Origin of the sequence: Streptomyces sp. NPDC048566 (assembly GCF_043199735.1) — a bacterium.
Lineage (GTDB): Bacteria > Actinomycetota > Actinomycetes > Streptomycetales > Streptomycetaceae > Streptomyces.
In genome coordinates, this window is record NZ_JBICWL010000001.1 from 1 (window position 1) to 20835 (window position 20835).

General features: G+C 71.0%; 13 protein-coding genes, 1 tRNA gene and 1 rRNA gene. 13 read left to right on the forward strand and 2 right to left on the reverse strand.

Annotated elements, in window-relative coordinates:
• The first annotated feature begins 163 nt into the window (after positions 1 to 163).
• The 3 genes from rrf (at position 164) to ACGFS9_RS00015 (ending at position 1215) form a co-directional block, all read left to right on the forward strand.
• A 5S ribosomal RNA gene (gene rrf / locus ACGFS9_RS00005) occupies positions 164 to 280 on the forward strand.
• A 99-nt stretch (positions 281 to 379) separates the two neighbouring features.
• Complete coding sequence (locus ACGFS9_RS00010; RefSeq protein WP_393249090.1) at positions 380 to 1057, forward strand: DegT/DnrJ/EryC1/StrS family aminotransferase; 678 nt, start codon at positions 380 to 382, stop codon at positions 1055 to 1057.
• Between the two features lie 85 nt (positions 1058 to 1142).
• Positions 1143 to 1215 (forward strand) — tRNA-Thr (locus tag ACGFS9_RS00015).
• A gap of 90 nt (positions 1216 to 1305) precedes the next feature.
• Here the strand turns inward: ACGFS9_RS00015 and ACGFS9_RS00020 are convergent.
• Positions 1306 to 4053 (reverse strand): SpoIIE family protein phosphatase, encoded by a 2748-nt coding sequence (locus ACGFS9_RS00020; RefSeq protein WP_393249092.1) that lies wholly within the window; start codon positions 4051 to 4053, stop codon positions 1306 to 1308.
• Between the two features lie 410 nt (positions 4054 to 4463).
• On the opposite strand from ACGFS9_RS00020, the gene ACGFS9_RS00025 reads away from it, so the two are divergent.
• From ACGFS9_RS00025 to ACGFS9_RS00070, 10 genes are all read left to right on the forward strand, one after another.
• Entirely contained in the window at positions 4464 to 9956 is a 5493-nt protein-coding gene (locus ACGFS9_RS00025) for a HAMP domain-containing protein (RefSeq protein WP_393249094.1), read from the forward strand.
• A gap of 356 nt (positions 9957 to 10312) precedes the next feature.
• Entirely contained in the window at positions 10313 to 10996 is a 684-nt protein-coding gene (locus ACGFS9_RS00030; RefSeq protein WP_393249096.1) for a two-component system response regulator, read from the forward strand.
• Positions 10997 to 11161: 165 nt separating this feature from the next.
• Complete coding sequence (locus tag ACGFS9_RS00035; protein ID WP_393249098.1) at positions 11162 to 13882, forward strand: DNA translocase FtsK; 2721 nt, start codon at positions 11162 to 11164, stop codon at positions 13880 to 13882.
• A gap of 354 nt (positions 13883 to 14236) precedes the next feature.
• Complete coding sequence (locus tag ACGFS9_RS00040) at positions 14237 to 15094, forward strand: helix-turn-helix domain-containing protein (protein WP_393249100.1); 858 nt, start codon at positions 14237 to 14239, stop codon at positions 15092 to 15094.
• 91 nt (positions 15095 to 15185) lie between these two features.
• Positions 15186 to 16667: a 30S ribosomal protein S12 methylthiotransferase RimO gene (gene rimO, locus ACGFS9_RS00045; protein WP_393249102.1), complete on the forward strand. Its 1482-nt coding sequence runs from the start codon at positions 15186 to 15188 to the stop codon at positions 16665 to 16667.
• On the forward strand, positions 16664 to 17386 hold the full coding sequence (pgsA, locus tag ACGFS9_RS00050) for a CDP-diacylglycerol--glycerol-3-phosphate 3-phosphatidyltransferase (RefSeq protein WP_393249104.1): 723 nt from the start codon (positions 16664 to 16666) through the stop codon (positions 17384 to 17386). Before rimO ends, pgsA begins: the two co-directional genes overlap by 4 nt.
• The gene (locus ACGFS9_RS00055) at positions 17383 to 17928 is read left to right on the forward strand and encodes a CinA family protein (protein ID WP_393249106.1); all 546 of its coding nucleotides are present in this window, start codon (positions 17383 to 17385) and stop codon (positions 17926 to 17928) included. Before pgsA ends, ACGFS9_RS00055 begins: the two co-directional genes overlap by 4 nt.
• Positions 17929 to 18037: 109 nt before the next feature.
• Complete coding sequence (locus ACGFS9_RS00060) at positions 18038 to 18415, forward strand: helix-turn-helix domain-containing protein (protein ID WP_393249108.1); 378 nt, start codon at positions 18038 to 18040, stop codon at positions 18413 to 18415.
• Positions 18416 to 18634: 219 nt separating this feature from the next.
• Positions 18635 to 19105 carry a Dps family protein gene (locus ACGFS9_RS00065; protein ID WP_393249110.1) on the forward strand — a complete coding sequence of 157 codons (471 nt, stop codon included), beginning with the start codon at positions 18635 to 18637 and terminating at the stop codon, positions 19103 to 19105.
• 237 nt (positions 19106 to 19342) lie between these two features.
• Positions 19343 to 19633: a hypothetical protein gene (locus ACGFS9_RS00070; RefSeq protein ID WP_393249112.1), complete on the forward strand. Its 291-nt coding sequence runs from the start codon at positions 19343 to 19345 to the stop codon at positions 19631 to 19633.
• 345 nt (positions 19634 to 19978) lie between these two features.
• On the opposite strand, the gene ACGFS9_RS00075 is transcribed toward ACGFS9_RS00070, so the two are convergent.
• Positions 19979 to 20821, reverse strand: a complete 843-nt coding sequence (locus ACGFS9_RS00075) for an Fpg/Nei family DNA glycosylase (protein ID WP_393249114.1) — start codon at positions 20819 to 20821, stop codon at positions 19979 to 19981.
• Between the last annotated feature and the right edge of the window lie 14 nt (positions 20822 to 20835).

Below are 20835 nucleotides of genomic sequence, written 5' to 3' on the forward strand. Positions count from 1 at the left end.
GGTTGATAGGCCAGATCTGGAAGCCCGGTAACGGGTGGAGGTGACTGGTACTAATAGGCCGAGGGCTTGTCCTCAGTTGCTCGCGTCCACTGTGTTGGTTCTGAAACCACGAACAACCGTCGTAGCCGTATGGCCTCGGCTCCGGTTGACAGTTTCATAGTGTTTCGGTGGTCATAGCGTGAGGGAAACGCCCGGTTACATTCCGAACCCGGAAGCTAAGCCTTACAGCGCCGATGGTACTGCAGGGGGGACCCTGTGGGAGAGTAGGACGCCGCCGAACTCCTTTTCATAGAGCTGGTCCCCGAACTTCGGTTCGGGGACCAGCTCTTTTTTGTTGTGCGTCATGTGGAGTTCACGTTTCGCGACCACGATCACCTGCATGGGTACTGCTGCACTGCTCAGGGCCGCGGGCGTCGGAGCCGGTGACGAGGTCATCGTGCCGGCCTTCGGGAACGTGGAGGTCGCCGAGGCCGTGAACCGGGCCGGAGCCTCCGTCGTCTTCGCCGACATAGACCCCGCGACCTACTGCCTCGACCCGTCGGCCGTCGCCGCCGCCGTCACCCCGCGATCCGCGGCCGTCGTCGCCGTGCACCGTTTCGGCCGGACGGCCGACCTCCCGCGACTGCACGAACTCGGCCGGCGGCACGGGCTGTTGGTGCTGGAGCAGGGCGAGACCGCGGCGTCGTACGACGAGACGGCGCGACGCCGGGAGCGGGCCGCCTACCTCGACCACCGGCTCAGCGGCGTACGGACGCCCGACGGCGGAGACGGCCACACCTACCAGGAGTACGTGGTGCGCGTGCCGGGCAACGGACGGCCCGACCGGGACGCTTTCGCACGGGCCGTGCGGGCGAGGGGAGTCGCGTGCCACGTGCCGGTCAAGGTACCCGTGCACCGCATGCCCGGCTTCCGGCGGGACGTCCACCTTCCCGCGACCGAGCAGGCCGCGGACGAGACGCTTTCGCTGCCGGTCGACGGGTCGCTGACCAGACGCCAGATGCACCGGATCGTCGCGGCCTGCAACGCGCTCGGCGGTCTCCTCCAGCCCGCGTTCTGACCTCCGCCTGGATGGTTGGGAGCACCGTTGTGTTCGGGGTATGATCTATTCCGTTGCCGCGAGGGAAACTTCGCGAAAGCGGCCGGCCCCCCTAGCTCAGTCGGCAGAGCGTCTCCATGGTAAGGAGAAGGTCAACGGTTCGATTCCGTTGGGGGGCTCAGAAAGGAAAAAGCCTCCGCCCTTGTGGGCGGAGGCTTTTCGCATGAGACGGGCCGGCCCGCCGGTGTCCGGCAGGCCGCGGATGCCCCTCAGTCGTTCTGAAGCCCCGGGACACGCATCGACAAGATGGCCATGTCGTCCGACGGCGCGTCCGAGGCGAAGCGTTCCACCGCCCGCATGATGCGTGCCGCGACAGCACCCGCCGTGAGACCCGTGCACGTGGTGAGGACATCCGCCAGGCCGTCGTCACCGAGCATCCGGGTGCCCTCACGGCGCTCCGTGACCCCGTCCGTGACACAGAGCAGGACATCCCCCGGATCGAGGGTGACCGTCTGCTCGTACAGCTCCAGGTCGTCCATGACGCCGAGGAGGGGCTGCGGTTCGGCGGCCGGTTCGACCGTGCCGTCCTGGCGCAGCCGGAGCGGCAGCGGATGGCCGGCACAGACGACCTTCAGGACCGCGCTGCCGTCCTCCTGGGGCCACAGCTCGCCGTACAGGAGCGTCAGGAAGCGGCTGCGGGCGCCCTCGTCGAGGATCGCCGAGTTCAGCCGCTCCAGGACCGCCGGGCCGCCGTAGCCCTCGCGGGCGAGCAGGCGCAGCGCGTGCCGGGCCAGGCCCGTCACCGCCGCCGCCTCCGGGCCCGTGCCGCAGACGTCGCCGATGGCGAAGCCGTAGGCGCCGTCACGGATGGGGAAGAGGTCGTAGAAGTCGCCGCCGACCTCGTTGCCCTCGCCGGCCGCCCGGTAGATGACCTCGACCTCGACCCCCCGGACGTCGGGGAGTTCCGGCGGGAGCAGGCTGCGCTGGAGGGACTGGCTGATGGCCGTGCGCTCGGAGTAGAGACGGGCGTTGTCCAGGGCGAGCGCCGCGCGGCGGGAGAGGTCCTCGGCCAGTTCCAGGATCTCCTGGCGGAAGTGCTCGTCGGACGGCTTGCCCAGGGTGAGCATGCCGATGACGCGGTTGCGGGCCACCAGCGGCAGGACGACCGTCTCGCCGCCGACGGCGGAGGCGGTGGCCAGCGTCGTGCCGATGCCGGAGCTCGTGGGGGAGGTCTCGCCGAGACCGAGGCTGCGCATCGAGGTGCGCAGGGCCGCCTCGTGGGCCGCGGCGGCGGGCGCCGACCAGACGCGGGCGCCCGGGGTGGGTACCGGGTCGGGCGGGGCGATCTTCGACAGCAGCGCCTTGAGGCCGTCGATGCGCTCCTCGTCCTCGTGCAGCACGTAGGAGAGGTAGGGCTCCGAGGACTGGTCGGCGATCGTGTAGACCGCGCACCAGGTGGCGAGGGTCGGGACGGTCATCTGGGCCATGAGGGCCAGGGTCTGGTCGCGGTCCAGGGTGCCGGCGAGCAGGTCGGAGGCCTCGACGAGGAACGACAGCGAGCCGCGGCGCAGGCGTTCCAGTTCGCCGAGGCGCGCGGACTCCACGGCGAGGGCGATGCGGTCGGCGGCGAACTGGAGCCGCAGGGCCTCCTCGTTGGAGTAGCGGCCCGGGGCTTCGGCGGCGACGCCGAGCGAGCCGGTGAGGCGGCCCTCGACCTTCAGCGGGACGGTGACGACCGAGCGCATGCCGGTCCCGCCGAGCAGCGGGACGGCGCCGGGCACCACGGACAGGTCCTCGTGCACGGCGGGCATGCGGGCCGAGCCGTAGCGCCCGGGGCCCGCCTCGACGGGGACGCGGGCGAAGCGCTGGCGGGCGGAGGGCAGGCCCGTCGAGGCGCGGACCTCCAGCTCCGTCTCGTCGTCGGTGGCCAGGAGCAGGAAGGCCGAGTCGGCGTCCAGCATGTCGCGGGCGCGCTCCACCGTGCGCTGGAGCAGGCCGTCGAGGTCGTCGGGCGCGGGCGAGCCGATGAACACCTCGAACGGGTCGGTGGTCTGGCCCTCGGTGCCGCTGGCGGAGTCGGCGGCGGTGAGCCGCAACGGTGTCTGCAGGACGGCGCGTTCGTGGTCGCGGACGAGGAGGCAGACCGTGGACGGCTCGCCGCTGGTGTCGCGGACGCGCAGGTGTGAGGCGTACACCGGCGTGACCCGTCCGTCGGCGCAGCGGATGCCGTAACTGCCCTCCCAGCGGGAGAGTTGCAGGGCCTCGACGATGCCGGTGCTGGTGCCCGGGGTGTGCGGCCAGGCGGCGAGGTCGGTGAGCGGTTTGCCGGTGACCTGCTCGGCGGCGTACCCGAAGAGTTCCTCGGCGTCCTCGTTCCAGGCGTTGATGGCGCCCGTGCGGTCGATCTGGACGACGGCCACCCGGACCCGGCCGTCGGCGAGGGGCAGCAGGTGGGCCGGCAGAGCCGGTCCCGCGGCGCGGGTGCCGACGGCGCGGTCGGGGAGGTCGAGCTGGAACCAGACCTGCTTGTGGGTGGGGGTGTACTCGACGCCCCAGCGGCCGGCGAGGGCCGCGCACAGTTGCAGTCCGCGTCCGCCCTCCCGGTCGGGACTTCCCATGTTGACGGCGGTCCCCTGGAGTGGGATCTCGCGTTCGGGGTAGTGATCCGCCACCTCGATGCGTACGCCGTCGTCGCTGCGCAGACACAGGACGTCGGCGGAGGTGCCCGCGTGCACGACGGCATTGGTGACCAGTTCGCTGGTCAGGACGACGGCGTCGTCCACGATGTCGGCGAAGCCCCAGCCCTGGAGGGTGTCGCGGACGAAGGAGCGGGCGGTCGCGACAGAGCGTCCCACCGGCTCGAAACTGGCGGCCGCGCGCGCGGTGATCACAGAACTCCTCGTCCGGTTGTCGGCGTGCACGGCGGCGGGGCCGACCCGCCCCTGCGTGGGAAGAGCGTGGTTCCCCGTCGGCCGGGGATCCCGGGGAGCTTCCCCGGGATGCAGTCCGGTGGTCATGGTGCGGTGCCCCTCCGATGCCTGCCCGCTCGTGCTCGTGCCACCGCCCAGGCCGGACGGGTCCGGCTCGGCTGGACAGCCGCATGCAAGGTTACTTACCTTCGCCGTCCGTGCGGATGCCGGTCAGCAGTGTTTCCGTCCGGAAGGGCCGGGACTTTCCGTTGTGCCGCGTGCCTGCGGTCGTCCGCGACCAGGGCCGTGTCCGGTGTGGCGGGTGTTCGGACCGGGGCTCCGCGGTGTGCGGACGATGTGCGAAGCTGCCGAACTGTTATGGCCTGGTTCGGCCGGGGTGAAACACTGGGCAGGCTCCATGGGGAAGGTTCCGGCAGGCCGAGTGCCTCCTCTGCACGCCGAGCAGCAGTAGCCGAGTACGCCGAGCAGTAATGGTCGACCCTTGCGGGAGGGACACAGTGGAGTCTGGCGGAGCGACGCGGGGCGGTAGGACGCGCGCGAAGGGCGGACCGTCCCTGAACAGCGGGCGTACACCCAAGGGCGGCACCACCGAGGTGGACACCGCGGCCCTGAACCGCATGCTCGCCGCTCTGGTGTCGATGCGCGACGGAAACTTCCGCAAGCGCCTGACCGTCTCCGGCGACGGCGTGATGTCCGAGATCGCGGCGGTCTTCAACGAGGTCGCCGACCGCAATCTGCACCTGACCGGAGAGCTGTCCCGCGTACGGCGCGTGGTGGGCCGGGAGGGCAAGCTCACGGAGCGGCTGGAGACGGGGGTCTGCGAGGGCTCCTGGGCCGCCGCCATCGACGCGTCGAACGCGCTCGTCGACGACCTCGTACGGCCCGTCTCCGAGGTCGGCCGGGTGCTGTCCGCGGTCGCGGAGGGCGATCTGTCGCCCCGGATGGACCTGCGGGCGCAGGCGGCGGACGGGAACGGGCATCCGCTGCGCGGGGAGTTCCTGAAGGTCGGGCGGACGGTCAACAACCTGGTCGACCAGTTGTCGACGTTCACCGACGAGGTCACGCGGGTGGCCAGCGAGGTGGGGACCGAGGGCAAGCTGGGCGGGCAGGCCCGGGTGCGCGGCATGTCGGGTTCGTGGAAGGACCTCACCGACTCCGTCAACACGATGGCGTACCGGCTGACGGCCCAGGTGCGGGACATCGCGCTGGTGACCACGGCGGTCGCCAAGGGAGACCTGTCACGCAAGGTCACCGTGCACGTGGCCGGCGAGATGCTGGAGCTGAAGAACACCGTCAACACGATGGTGGACCAGCTGTCGTCGTTCTCCTCCGAGGTGACGCGCGTCGCGCGTGAGGTGGGCACCGAGGGTGAGCTGGGCGGTCAGGCGCAGGTGCCGGGGGTGGCCGGGGTCTGGAAGGACCTCACCGATTCGGTGAACCTGATGGCCGGCAACCTGACGGCCCAGGTGCGCGGGATCGCGCAGGTGACGACGGCGGTCGCGAGCGGCGACCTGTCGCAGAAGGTGACGGTCTCGGCGCGGGGCGAGGTCGCGCAGCTCGCCGAGACGATCAACCAGATGACCGAGACGCTGCGGACGTTCGCGGACGAGGTCACCCGGGTCGCCAACGAGGTGGGCGCGGGCGGGCAGCTCGGCGGCCAGGCGAACGTGCCGGGTGCCGCGGGCACCTGGAAGGACCTGACCGACTCGGTCAACACGGTGTTCCGGAACCTGACGACCCAGGTGCGCGACATCGCCGCGGTGACGACGGCGGTGGCCAACGGCGACCTGTCGCAGAAGGTCACCGTGGACGTGGCCGGGGAGATGCTGGAGCTGAAGAACACCGTCAACACGATGGTGGACCAGCTGTCGTCGTTCGGCGTCGAGGTGACGCGCGTCGCGCGCGAGGTCGGTGTCGAGGGCGAGCTGGGCGGTCAGGCGCAGGTCCCCGGCGTGGCCGGCACCTGGAAGGACCTCACCGACTCGGTCAACACCGCGTTCCAGAACCTGACCGGTCAGGTGCGCAACATCGCGCAGGTGACGACGGCGGTCGCGAACGGCGACCTGTCGCAGAAGGTCACCGTGGACGTGTCCGGTGAGATGCTCCAGCTGAAGAACACCGTGAACACGATGGTGGACCAGCTGTCGAGCTTCGCCGACCAGGTGACGCGGATGGCACGGGACGTGGGCACGGAGGGCCGGCTCGGCGGTCAGGCCCGGGTCGACGGCGTGTCCGGCACGTGGAAGGAACTCACCGACTCCGTCAACTTCATGGCGGGGAACCTGACCTCGCAGGTGCGGCAGATCGCCCAGGTGACCACCGCGGTGGCGCGCGGCGACCTGTCGCAGAAGATCGACGTGGACGCCCGGGGCGAGATCCTGGAGCTGAAGAACACCATCAACACGATGGTCGACCAGCTCTCCGCGTTCGCCGACCAGGTGACGCGGGTGGCCCGCGAGGTGGGTACGGAGGGCCGCCTCGGCGGTCAGGCGCAGGTGCCCGGGGTGGCGGGTGTGTGGCGCGACCTGACCGACTCGGTGAACGGCATGGCGGGCAACCTCACCGCCCAGGTGCGCAACATCGCGCAGGTGGCGACCGCGGTGGCGCGGGGCGACCTGTCGCAGAAGATCGACGTGGACGCGCGGGGCGAGATCCTGGAGCTGAAGAACACCCTCAACACGATGGTGGACCAGCTGTCGAACTTCGCCGAGCAGGTGACGCGGGTGGCCCGCGAGGTGGGCACGGAGGGCATGCTCGGCGGGCAGGCCGAGGTCCAGGGTGTGTCCGGCACCTGGAAGGACCTCACCCAGTCGGTGAACTTCATGGCGAACAACCTGACCATCCAGGTGCGCAACATCGCCGAGGTCACGACCGCGGTCGCCAAGGGCGACCTGTCGAAGAAGATCACCGTCGACGCGAAGGGCGAGATCCTCGAACTGGTCACCACCGTCAACACGATGGTGGACCAGCTGTCGAACTTCGCCGAGCAGGTGACCCGGGTGGCCCGCGAGGTGGGCACCGACGGCAACCTGGGCGGTCAGGCGCGGGTGCCGGGGGTCACCGGCATCTGGAAGGATCTCAGCGACAACGTCAACGTGATGGCCAACAACCTGACCAACCAGGTGCGGAACATCTCCCAGGTGGCGACGGCCGTGGCCAACGGCGACCTGACCAAGAAGGTCACCGTCGAGGCGAGCGGTGAGGTCGCCCAACTCGCCGACACCGTCAACACGATGGTGAAGACGCTGAGTTCGTTCGCCGACCAGGTGACCCGGGTGGCCCGCGAGGTGGGCACCGACGGCATCCTCGGAGGCCAGGCGCGCGTGCCGGGTGTGTCCGGCACGTGGAAGGACCTCACCGAGTCGGTGAACGGGATGGCGTCCAACCTGACCGGTCAGGTGCGCAACATCGCGATGGTCACGACCGCCATCGCCAAGGGCGACCTGACCAAGAAGATCGACATCGACGCGCGAGGGGAGATCCTGGAGCTGAAGACCACCATCAACACGATGGTGGACCAGCTGTCGTCCTTCGCGGAGGAGGTCACCCGGGTCGCCCGCGAGGTGGGCACCGAGGGCCAGCTGGGCGGCCAGGCGCGGGTACGGGACGTCGACGGCACGTGGCGCGACCTCACCGAGTCGGTGAACGAGATGGCCGGGAACCTGACCCGGCAGGTGCGGGCCATCGCGCGCGTGGCGACCGCGGTGACGCGGGGCGACCTGAACCTGAAGATCGACGTGGACGCCTCCGGCGAGATCCAGGAACTCCAGGACTACATCAACAAGATGATCGCCAACCTGCGCGACACCACGATCGCGAACAAGGAGCAGGACTGGCTGAAGGGCAACCTGGCCCGGATCTCCGCGCTGATGCAGGGCCGGCGCGACCTCGACGACGTCGCCTCGCTGATCATGAGCGAGCTGACGCCGGTGGTGTCGGCGCAGCACGGCGCGTTCTTCCTCTCGATGCCGCTGGTCGACGGCAAGGACGCGGGCGCGGACGACGAGGAGGCGTACGAGCTGCGCATGCTCGGGTCCTACGGCTACTCGATGGGCTCCATGCCGACCTCGTTCCGGCCCGGTGAGGCGCTCATCGGGACGGCCGCCCAGGAGAAGCGCACGATCCTGGTGGAGAACGCGCCGAGCGGATACCTGAAGATCTCCTCCGGGCTCGGAGAGGCGCCTCCGGCCCAGGTCATCGTGTTGCCGGTGCTCTTCGAGGGGACCGTGCTCGGCGTCATCGAGCTGGCGTCGTTCACGCCGTTCACGCAGATCCAGAAGGACTTCCTGAACCAGATCGCGGAGATGATCGCGACGAGCGTGAACACCATCTCCGTCAACACCAAGACGGAGGTGCTGCTCCGTCAGTCGCAGGAGCTGACGGAGCAGCTCCGGGAGCGGTCGGCGGAGCTGGAGAACCGGCAGAAGGCCCTCCAGGACTCGAACATGGAGCTGGAGGAGAAGGCGGAGCTGCTGGCCCAGCAGAACCGCGACATCGAGGTGAAGAACACCGAGATCGAGGAGGCCCGCCAGGTCCTGGAGGAGCGCGCCGAGCAGCTCGCGGTCTCCATGCGCTACAAGAGCGAGTTCCTGGCGAACATGTCGCACGAGCTGCGGACGCCGCTCAACTCCCTGCTGATCCTCGCCAAGCTGCTCGCCGACAACGCGGACACCAACCTGACGCCCAAGCAGGTCGAGTTCGCCGAGACGATCCACGGCGCCGGTTCCGACCTGCTCCAGCTGATCAACGACATCCTCGACCTGTCGAAGGTCGAGGCGGGCAAGATGGACGTGTCGCCGACCCGTATCGCGCTCGTCCAACTCGTGGACTACGTGGAGGCCACCTTCCGCCCGCTGACCGCGGAGAAGGGGCTCGACTTCTCGGTGCGGGTCTCCCCGGAGCTGCCCGCGACGCTGCACACGGACGAGCAGCGGCTGCTCCAGGTGCTGCGCAACCTGCTGTCCAACGCGGTGAAGTTCACCGACTCCGGGGCGGTGGAGCTGGTGATCCGGCCGGCCGGCGCGGACGTGCCGGTGGCCATCCGCGAGCAGCTCCTGGAGTCGGGCTCGCTGCGGGATGCCGACGCCGACCTGATCGCGTTCTCCGTGACCGACACCGGTATCGGGATCGCCGCGAGCAAGATGCGGGTGATCTTCGAGGCGTTCAAGCAGGCGGACGGCACCACCAGCCGCAAGTACGGCGGCACCGGCCTCGGGTTGTCCATCTCGCGGGAGATCGCGCGGCTGCTGGGCGGTGAGATCCACGCGCAGAGCGAGCCGGGCCGCGGCTCGACGTTCACGCTGTACCTGCCGCTGCACCCGAGCGAGCTGCCGCCGCAGGGGTACGGGCAGCTGGCCCCGGCGCTGGAGGCCGGCGAGCTGCTCGCCTCGGAGGCGGAGCAGGCCGGCCCGGGCGTGGAGATGACCGGCGAGGTGAAGTCGTACCAGGAGGCCCAGAACGGTCCGGCCGCCCTCTTCAGGAGGCGGCGCAGGGCGCTTCCGGCGGCCGAGGAGCGCCCTGCGGCTCCCGGGCTGCCGGAGAGCGGCGGGACGGCGCCTCAGGAGCAGTGGGCCGCTCCGGAGGCGGTGGCGCAGGCGAGCCGGGGCATCCGCTTCGAGGGCGAGAAGGTCCTGATCGTCGACGACGACATCCGCAACGTGTTCGCGCTGACGAGCGTCCTGGAGCAGCACGGCCTGTCGGTGCTGTACGCGGAGAACGGCCGCGAGGGCATCGAGGTGCTGGAGCAGCACGACGATGTGACGGTCGTTCTGATGGACATCATGATGCCCGAGATGGACGGCTACGCGACGACCACCGCGATCCGCAGGATGCCGCAGTTCGCCGGGCTGCCGATCATCGCGCTGACCGCGAAGGCGATGAAGGGCGACCGGGAGAAGGCGATCGAGTCGGGCGCCTCGGACTACGTGACCAAGCCGGTCGATCCCGATCACCTGCTCTCCGTGATGGAGCAGTGGATGCGCGAGGGGTGACGTATCCGACACCGGGTGGCGCGCGGGACGCCGCCCGGTGACGCGGAGTCGACGTCCCGGTGACCGTGCGCAGCGGTCCGCGCGGCGGTCCGACCTCGGACGGAGCCGGCGCGGACCGACCGGGTCCGGTGCCGTGTAGAAGCCCCGGATCCGGGGAACCTTCTGGACTCCCGCCACGTTTCCGCTACGTGCACAGTGACATCACGGTGACAGGGTGTGGCGACAGGCGGGGTGCGGCTACCATGACCGGCACAAGGACGGACGGCGTAAGGGAGTCGTCCTCAGGGGCGGCCCAGGGCGCGACCCCAAGTCCTGCGGACAGGGGAGGCCCCATGCCGGGGCGAGGAGGGCGGGCCATGGTGCAGAAGGCCAAGATCCTCCTGGTCGATGACCGGCCGGAGAATCTGCTGGCGCTGGAGGCGATCCTCTCCGCGCTCGATCAGACACTGGTGCGGGCATCGTCCGGGGAGGAAGCGCTCAAGGCGCTGCTCACGGACGACTTCGCGGTCATTCTGCTGGACGTCCAGATGCCGGGCATGGACGGTTTCGAGACCGCCGCGCACATCAAGCGGCGGGAGCGGACGAGGGACATCCCGATCATCTTCCTGACCGCCATCAACCACGGCCCCCACCACACCTTCCGGGGGTACGCGGCCGGAGCGGTGGACTACATCTCGAAGCCGTTCGACCCGTGGGTGCTGCGGGCCAAGGTGTCGGTGTTCGTCGAGCTGTACATGAAGAACTGTCAACTCCGCGAGCAGGCGGCCCTGCTGCGGCTCCAGCTGGAGGGCGGCGAGGGCAAGGCGGCTCTCGGCGACACCAAGGAGCCCGCCGGTCTGCTCGCCGAGCTCTCCGCGCGGCTCGCGGCCGTGGAGGAGCAGGCCGAGGCGCTGTCCAAGCAGTTGGACGACGAGTCGGCGGACGCCGCCGCGGTGGCGACGGCCGCTCACCTCGAACGCAAGCTGACCGGACTGCGCAGGGCGCTGGACGCCCTGGAACCGGGCGCCGGAGGCGCCCCCTCGGTGCCGTCGCCCAGCTGACGGGCCGTGACGGCCGCCGTCGGCGGAAACGTTGTCGGAACGGACGCGTCCGGGCGGGGGACGGCGTGAGGACGCGTCAGTTTCGTTCCCCGCCACGGGCGACACGAACGGGTGAAGCAGTAGGCACACGTGTCCGCTGTCGTCTCCACCGGTAACCTCACACCCATGGCCTCACGTCAGTCCGCAGCCAAGAAGCCGCCCGCGAAGAAGGCGGCCGCTCCGGCGAAGAAGGCCCCGGCGAAAAAGACGGCCGCCAAGAAGGCGCCCGCCAAGAGGGCCCCGGCCAGGAGACCCGCACCGGCGCCCAGCCCGACCGCGGGCGTGTACCGACTGGTGCGCGCCGTATGGCTGGGCCTCGCCCACGCCGTGGGAGCGACCTTCCGGGGCATAGGGCGGGGTGCCAAGGGGCTCGACCCCGCGCACCGCAAGGACGGCGTCGCGCTGCTGCTGCTCGGCATCGCGCTCATCGTCGCGGCGGGGACCTGGTCGAACCTGCGCGGCCCGGTCGGCGACCTCGTCGAGATGCTGGTCACCGGTGCCTTCGGCCGCCTCGACCTCCTCGTCCCGATACTCCTCGGCGTCATCGCCGCACGGCTGATCCGCCACCCCGAGCAGCCCGAGGCCAACGGCCGCATCGTGATCGGCCTGTCCGCCCTCGCCGTCGGCGTGCTCGGGCAGGTGCACATCGCGTGCGGCTCGCCCGCGCGCAGCGACGGCATGCAGGCGATAAGGGACGCCGGCGGACTCATCGGATGGAGCGCCTCCACCCCGCTGACCTACACCATGGGCGACGTCCTCGCGGTGCCCCTCCTGGTGCTCCTCACGATCTTCGGCCTGCTGGTCGTGACGGCCACGCCGGTCAACGCGATCCCGCAGCGGCTGCGGCTGCTCGGCCGGAAACTCGGCATCGTCCAGGACGCCTTCGACGAGGACGCCTTCGGCGAGGACGACGAGTACCACGACGGCCAGTGGCGCGAGGCCCCGCCCGCTCGCTCCCGCAGGCGTCCCCAGTCGCCCGACGGCTACGACCCGGACGGCGCCGAGCAGGACGCACTGACCAAGCGCCGGAGCCGCCCCCGGCGGTCCGGCGGGCAGCCCGACCCGAACCGGCCGATGGACGCCGTGGACGTGGCCGCCGCTGCCGCCGCCGCGCTGGACGGCGCGGTGCTGCACGGGATGCCGCCCTCGCCGCTGGTCGCCGACCTGACCCAGGGCGTCGGCACCGAGCGGGACGGCTACGAGGAGACCACCCCGGTACCCGCCGCCCGGGCGAAGGGGCCGGTGCCGGGGGCCAAGCGGCCCAGGCAGGGGACGCTGCCCTCCGAGGGCGTGGTGCCCGACCTCACCAAGGCCGCGCCGGACGCGCCCCGGGAGCTGCCGGCGCGCGCGGAGCAGCTCCAGCTCTCCGGCGACATCACCTACTCGCTGCCCTCGCTCGACCTGCTGGAGCGCGGCGGCCCCGGCAAGACGCGCAGTGCCGCGAACGACGCCGTCGTCGCCTCCCTCCAGAACGTCTTCCGCGAGTTCAAGGTCGACGCCGCCGTCACCGGCTTCACCCGCGGGCCGACGGTCACGCGCTACGAGGTCGAGCTCGGCCCCGCCGTGAAGGTCGAGCGGATCACCGCGCTCACCAAGAACATCGCGTACGCCGTCGCCAGCCCCGACGTACGGATCATCAGCCCGATCCCCGGGAAGTCCGCGGTCGGCATCGAGATCCCCAACACCGACCGCGAGATGGTCAACCTCGGTGACGTGCTGCGGCTCGCCGACGCCGCCGAGGACGAGCACCCGATGCTGGTCGCGCTCGGCAAGGACGTCGAGGGCGGCTACGTGATGGCCAACCTCGCCAAGATGCCGCACGTCCTGGTCGCGGGCGCGACCGGCTCCGGCAAGTCCTCGTGCATCAACTGCCTGATCACCTCGATCATGGTCCGCGCGACCCCCGAGGACGTCAGGATGGTCCTGGTCGACCCCAAGCGCGTCGAGCTGACCGCCTACGAGGGCATCCCGCACCTGATCACACCGATCATCACCAACCCCAAGCGGGCCGCCGAGGCGCTCCAGTGGGTCGTCCGCGAGATGGACCTGCGCTACGACGACCTCGCCGCGTTCGGCTACCGGCACATCGACGACTTCAACGAGGCCATCCGCAACGGCAAGGTGAAGCCGCCCGAGGGCAGTGAGCGCGAGCTGACGCCGTACCCGTACCTGCTGGTCATCGTCGACGAGCTCGCGGACCTGATGATGGTCGCCCCGCGCGACGTCGAGGACGCGATCGTGCGCATCACGCAGCTGGCGCGCGCGGCCGGCATCCACCTGGTGCTCGCCACCCAGCGTCCGTCCGTGGACGTCGTCACCGGTCTGATCAAGGCGAACGTGCCCTCCCGGCTCGCCTTCGCCACCTCCTCGCTCGCCGACTCGCGCGTCATCCTCGACCAGCCGGGCGCCGAGAAGCTGATCGGCAAGGGCGACGGCCTGTTCCTGCCGATGGGCGCCAACAAGCCCACGCGCATGCAGGGCGCCTTCGTCACCGAGGACGAGGTCGCGGCCGTCGTGCGGCACTGCAAGGACCAGATGGCGCCCGTCTTCCGGGACGACGTCACCGTGGGCACCAAGCAGAAGAAGGAGATCGACGAGGACATCGGCGACGACCTCGACCTGCTGTGCGCGGCGGCCGAGCTGGTCGTCACCTCCCAGTTCGGGTCGACCTCGATGCTCCAGCGCAAGCTGCGCGTCGGCTTCGCCAAGGCCGGCCGGCTCATGGACCTGATGGAGTCGCGCGGCATCGTCGGACCGAGTGAGGGATCGAAGGCCCGGGACGTGCTCGTGAAGGCCGACGAGCTGGACGGGGTGTTGGCCGTCATTCGCGGGGAAACAGAGGGCTAGGCCCGTCGCCGGGAAGGCCGGAGGACGCTTCGGTGGAGGAGGACGGCACAACGGTCGCTGCTCGGCGGCGCACGGCGGGACACCGGGAGACCGGCGGTCCGCCGTGCGGGTTGCGGAACGACACGTTCGGCCCCGGGCCGAGATGCGAACGTGACTCACCCGTAAGGGGACGGTGAGCAACTCTTTCCCTTCGCCGCACGTCAAGTTGAGCGAAGGGACGCGAACCGTCCCGCGTCAGGATGACCGGCCATTCTGATGGCGTACAAAGTCCCACCGCCCGGTTGCCCCACCCTTTCGCACCCCCCCTAAAATGAACCTCCAGCACAGGTGGCTACACGCTCGAAAGGCGCCCCCGTGTCCCTCGGCAACTCCCCTGACGGCAACACCCCCGAAGACGAGCGTCCGTTCGAAGACGATCCCGCGGCGGCCCGGGTCCCGGTCGGTCGTGCCCTCCAGCAGGCACGCATCGACGCCGGCCTGACCGTCGACGACGTCAGCAACGCCACCCGCGTCCGCATCACGATCATCCACGCCATCGAACAGGACGACTTCGGTCCGTGCGGCGGCGACGTCTACGCCCGCGGTCACATCCGCACGCTGGCCCGGGCCGTCGGCCTCGATCCGGCCCCGCTCCTGGAGCAGTACGACGCCGACCACGGCGGACGTCCCGCGCCGACGCCCGCCGCCCCGCTCTTCGAGGCCGAGCGCATCCGCCCCGAACACCGCGGACCGAACTGGACGGCCGCCATGGTCGCCGCGATCGTCGCGGTGATCGGGTTCGTCGGGTTCACCGTCGTCAAGGGCGGCGACGACGGCGACGCCGCGAAGACGCAGGCCGCCGAGGGCTCGACGCCCACGGCGAGCAAGTCCGCCAAGCCCAGCGCGTCGGCCGGCAAGCCGTCCGACCCGAAGCCCGAACCGTCCGACAGCGCCATCGCGGCGGCCCCGCAGGACAAGGTCACCGTGCGGGTCAGTGCCGAGGACGGGCGCAGCTGGATCTCCGCCAAGGACCACAACGGGCGGATGCTCTTCGACGGCCTCCTGAACAAGGGCGAGTCGAAGACCTTCCAGGACAGCTCCAAGATCAACCTCATCCTCGGTGACGCCGGAGCCATCCAGCTCTACGTCAACGGCAAGAAGATCGAGGACGATTTCCGGCCGGGCGCGGTCGAGCGTCTGACCTACACCAAGGGTGATCCGCAGGCCGGCTGAGGCCGACGGGCACAAGAGGTTCACGGGGTTGGCCAAGATCGGCCAACCCCGTCGACGTGGGGTGTCGTACGGACGAAGTAGTCTTGAGCCCATGCCTGAACGCCGTACCGTCGCACTCGTCACCCTTGGCTGCGCCCGTAACGAGGTGGACTCGGAGGAGCTCGCAGGCCGCTTGGAGGCGGACGGCTGGGACCTCGTGGAGGACGCCGAGCAAGCGGACGTCGCCGTCGTCAACACCTGCGGCTTCGTCGAAGCCGCCAAGAAGGACTCCGTCGACGCCCTCCTGGAGGCCAACGACCTCAAGGGCCAGGGCAGAACCCAGGCCGTCGTGGCGGTGGGGTGCATGGCCGAGCGGTACGGCAAGGAACTCGCCGAAGCCCTCCCCGAGGCCGACGGCGTGCTGGGCTTCGACGACTACGCCGACATCTCCGACCGGCTCCGGACCATCCTGGGCGGCGGAATCCACGCCTCCCACACCCCGCGCGACCGGCGCAAGCTGCTGCCCATCAGCCCCGCCGAGCGCCAGGACGCCGGCGACGAGGTGGCCCTTCCCGGCCACGGCGCCCCCACCGACCTGCCCGAGGGCGTCGCCCCGGTCTCCGGCCCCCGCGCGCCGCTGCGCCGCCGCCTGGACGGCTCCCCGGTCGCCTCCGTGAAGCTCGCCTCCGGCTGCGACCGCCGCTGCACCTTCTGCGCCATCCCCTCCTTCCGCGGTTCGTTCATCTCGCGCCGGCCCAGCGACGTGCTGAACGAGGCGCGCTGGCTCGCCGGGCAGGGCGTGAAGGAGATCATGCTGGTCTCCGAGAACAACACCTCCTACGGCAAGGACCTCGGCGACATCCGGCTGCTGGAGACGCTGCTGCCCGAGCTGGCCGAGATCGACGGCATCGAGCGGGTCCGCGTCAGCTACCTCCAGCCCGCCGAGATGCGCCCCGGACTGATCGACGTCCTGACGTCGACGGAGAACGTGGCCCCCTACTTCGACCTCTCCTTCCAGCACTCCGCGCCCGACGTGCTGCGCACCATGCGCCGTTTCGGCGACACCGACCGGTTCCTGGACCTGCTCGACACCATCCGCGCCAAGGCCCCGCAGGCCGGCGTCCGCTCGAACTTCATCGTCGGTTTCCCCGGCGAGAGCGAGGACGACCTCGCCGAGCTGGAGCGTTTCCTCACCGGCGCCCGCCTCGACGCCATCGGCGTCTTCGGCTACTCCGACGAGGACGGCACCGAGGCGGCGACCTTCGAGAACAAGCTGGACGAGGACGTCGTCGCGGAGCGCCTCGCGCGCGTGTCCCGGCTCGCCGAGGAACTCGTCGCCCAGCGTGCCGAGGAGCGGATCGGGGAGACGCTGCGCGTGCTGGTCGAGTCGGTCGACGACGAGGACGGAGCGTACGGCCGCGCCGCCCATCAGGCCCCCGAGACGGACGGTCAGGTGCTGTTCACGAGCGGCGCGGGACTGGCCGTCGGCCGTATCGTCGATGCCAGGGTGGTCGGCACGGAGGGTGTCGACCTCGTGGCCGAGCCGTTGATCGGAGCGCTCGCCGGCACGGAGACCGAGGAGGCGGCCAGATGACCGGAGTCCCGGCATCCGCGGCGGGCGGCTCCCCCAGCGCCAAAGGCGCGACGAGCGCCCCCGACGCGTCCGGCGCTCCGGATGACACCAAGCCGGTGCGGGGCGGCAAGCTGACCGCGGCGGCCGTCGACCAGGCCAGCCTGTGGAACATCGCCAACATCCTGACCATGATCCGGCTCGTGCTCGTGCCCGGCTTCGTGGCCCTGATGCTGGCCGACGGCGGGTACGACCCCGCCATGCGCGCCTGGGCGTGGGCGGCCTTCGCCGTCGCCATGATCACCGACATCTTCGACGGCCACCTGGCGCGCACGTACAACCTGGTCACCGACTTCGGGAAGATCGCCGACCCCATCGCCGACAAGGCGATCATGGGTGCGGCCCTCATCTGCCTGTCGGGACTGGGCGACCTGCCGTGGTGGGTCACCGTCGTGATCCTCGGCCGCGAACTGGGCGTCACCCTGCTGCGCTTCGTCGTGATCCGGTACGGGGTCATCCCGGCGAGCCGGGGCGGCAAGCTCAAGACGCTCACGCAGGGGACGGCGGTGGGCATGTACATCCTGGCGCTGACGGGGGCCCTGGCCACCCTGAGGTTCTGGGTGATGGCCGCGGCGGTCGTCCTGACCGTCGTCACCGGACTCGACTATGTGAGACAGGCCATTGTGCTGCGCCGGCAGGGCATCGCCGCGCGCCGGGCCGCCGCCGCGGAGGCCCTGCGGTGACGTCCACGGCCGCCGAGGTGGTGCGACTACTCACGGTGAGGGGCGAGACGCTCGCCGTCGCCGAATCGCTCACCGGTGGTCTCGTGGCGGCCGAGCTGACCGCCGTGCCGGGTGCCTCGAAGGCGTTCCGCGGATCCGTGACCGCCTACGCCACCGCGCTCAAGCACGAGCTGCTGGGGGTCGACGCCACCCTGCTGGCCCAGCGCGGGGCGGTGGATCCGCAGGTCGCGGCCGACATGGCGACCGGAGTGCGCCGCGCGCTCGGCGCGGACTGGGGGATCGCGACCACGGGTGTGGCCGGCCCCGATCCGCAGGACGGACAGCCGGTCGGCACGGTCTACGTGGCGGTCGCGGGACCGCCCGGCGCGGCTTTTCCCGCCTCCAGCGGCGGGAAAGTGGCGCCACTGCGGTTGAACGGTGGCCGGGCGGAAATCCGTATGGAGAGTGTACGCAGCGTGCTCGCCCTGCTCCTGGAGGAGCTGGCGGGCGAACAGACCGGGAATGAGCGGGCACAGGATACGGAACAGAACGGGGGGTTTTGATGTTTGCAGCCCTGAGTGAACACGACATCGCTCCCCGCACGGCCGCGGCGCAAGGCGGTACGGTGGGGCGTGAAGGATGCGGCTACGCGGTCCGAGGAGGGAGCCACCGATGATTCTGCTCCGTCGCCTGCTGGGTGACGTGCTGCGTCGGCAGCGCCAGCGCCAGGGCCGTACTCTGCGCGAAGTCTCCTCGTCCGCCCGAGTTTCTCTCGGCTATCTCTCCGAGGTGGAGCGGGGGCAGAAGGAGGCGTCCTCCGAGCTGCTCTCCGCGATCTGCGACGCGCTGGACGTACGGATGTCCGAGCTCATGCGGGAAGTGAGCGACGAGCTCGCCCTCGCCGAGCTGGCCCAGTCGGCTGCGGCCACCGAACCGGTGCCCGCGCCGGTGCGTCGCCCCGTGCTCAATTCCGTGTCCGTGGCCGGTGTGCCGCCGGAACGGGTCACGATCAAGGCGCCTGCCGAGGCGGTCGACGTCGTCGCCGCCTGACGCTCACGGACCCTCGTCCCTGAGCCGACCACGCATGTGAGGAAAGTCCCGGCTGGGGCCACCCCGGGAGACCCGGGGGCCCTGCCGGGGCTTTCGCGTGCTCCGTGAACGGGTACCCGAGGGCCGGTATGGGCCCATTTGCCGGTATCGGGTCCGCCCCTCATCGTGGAGAAGCGGGCGAGACCGATCGTCGGGCCCGCCGTGAATCGGAGGAAGCGGATGTACGTCGTCAAGAGCCCCCTGTCCGACGCGGACCTGAAGACCGTCGCCGAGGCCCTGCAAGGAGCCCTGGTCGACCTGGTGGACCTCTCCCTGGTGGCGAAGCAGGTCCACTGGAACGTCGTGGGCCCGCGTTTTCGCTCCGTCCACCTTCAGCTCGACGAGGTCGTGGACACCGCGCGCCTGCACTCCGACACCGTCGCGGAGCGCGCCGCGACGCTGGGCGTCCCGCCGGACGGGCGGGCCGCGACGGTGGCGACGAGCAGCGGTATCGGTGTGACCCCCGACGGCTGGATCAAGGACGAGGACGCCGTGGCGACGCTCGTGGACGCGCTCGCCGCGGTCATCACCCGCATGCGTGAACGCGTCGACGCCACCGCCGAGCCGGACGCGATCAGCCAGGACATCTTCATCGGCATCACGGCCGATCTGGAGAAGCACCACTGGATGTTCCAGGCGGAGAACGGCTGACGGCGCCGGCGCGCCGCCCCGGGCGGTCGGCCGGCGGGCCGCCACGACGCGGCGGCGGAACGGAGTGCCGGAGCGGCGGGAGACGAGGCCCGGAGCGTCCGTTCGGGCCGAGGGCGCGGGCTGTGCCCGGCGCCTCGGCCCCTCGCCCTTCCGAGGCCGCGCGGGGCGCCGTCGCACGGGGGTTCTCGTCGCGGGGGGATCGACGGCTCGGCTGCGGGCCGACTGGAGGACGGTGCCATGACCGGGCGAATAGTGCGCCGGGGGGTCGCGCTGGCCGTCGGCGCGCTGTGGTGGTGCAGCGTGCTCCGGCTGGCTCTGGTTCCCGGCGCGGGTGTCCTCGAAGGGACCATCGCGGCGGGAGGCTGGGGGCTGAGCCTGCTACCGGTCCACTGTGTCCCGAAGTCCCTCGCGGCCGGCGCCGTGGGTTCCGACCGGTGGGGGGCGTACTGGCGGGAGGTCTGGCGCCGGAGAGGGCCCCGCGCCGGGGGCGACGGGGAGGGGCCCGGTCCGGCTCCGGGCATGGGGTGACGGAGGGCGCCGGTGGGGAGGGGCGCGCCCCGCGGCGGTACCGGGGGTGTCGCAGCGCGGTCGTTGAGGCGGCGGAGGCGGCCGGGGGCGCCGGTGGAAGTGTCCGGCGCCGGTGCCGCACGGCGTGGACGACGTCCCCGTACTCGTGCTCACCGGCGTGACCCTGGTGGTGGCGTCCGGGGCCTGAGCGGCTCGGTGCGCGCCGGCTTCCCGCCCGGGGCGGATGACGTGGCGCGTGGGCCCGACGCAGAGCGGCCGCGCCGAACGGGGTGCCCCGCGGGCCGACCGCCCTGGCGCGCGTCAACGCCGGTTCTCGGGGAACGACGACATGACGCCGGCGGACCCTCAAGCGCCGGTGCGGGGCCGATCCGCACCGGCGCGGTGCCTGTCCGGCGTGGGGGCCGGGCCCGACTGGCAGCGGGGGCACCAGTAGGTGGGGCGCTCGCTGGAGCCGTCGCCCTGGTCGGCGACCCGGACCGGGGTTCCGCAGCGCAGACACGGGCGCGGGGCGCGACCGTAGACGAACAGATGCTGGTCGCGCAGGCCCGTGGTGACCCGTTGCAGACGATCGCGGTTGAAGACCAGCAGCTTTTCCGCGAGGCCGGGCAGCCGGGCGGCCAGGTCCGGGGGCAGCGCGCCGACCGGGAGCCACGGGGTGACGCCGAGCAGGAAGCACAGCTCGCTCTTGTAGACGTTGCCGATCCCGGCGAGATTCCGCTGGTCGAGGAGCGCCTCGCCGAGTGCGCGGCCGGGATCGCGGAGCAGGTTCTCCTCGGCCCGGTCCGGGTCCCAGTCCGGGCCCAGGAGGTCGGGGCCGAGATGTCCGACGACCCGTTCCTCCTCCGTGCTGCGGAGCAGTTCCACGACGGGCAGGCGGTATCCGACCGCGGTGCGGTCCGCGGTGCCGAGGATGGCCCGGATCTGATGGGCCGGGCCGCCGCTCCAGCGTCGGCCCGGCTCGAACACCTTCCAGGAGCCGTCCATCCGCAGATGCGAGTGCAGCGTCAGACCGCCCTCCATCCGGGTGAGGAGATGCTTGCCGCGCGGCGTGACGTCCAGGACGTGGCGACCGGTGAGGTCGGCCGTGGCGAACCGGGGAACCCTCAGGTCGGACCGGGTCAGCACCTTCCCGGCGAGGGCCTCGTGCAGTCGCCTCGCGGTCCGCCAGACGGTGTCTCCTTCGGGCATGGGTCCAGGGTGGC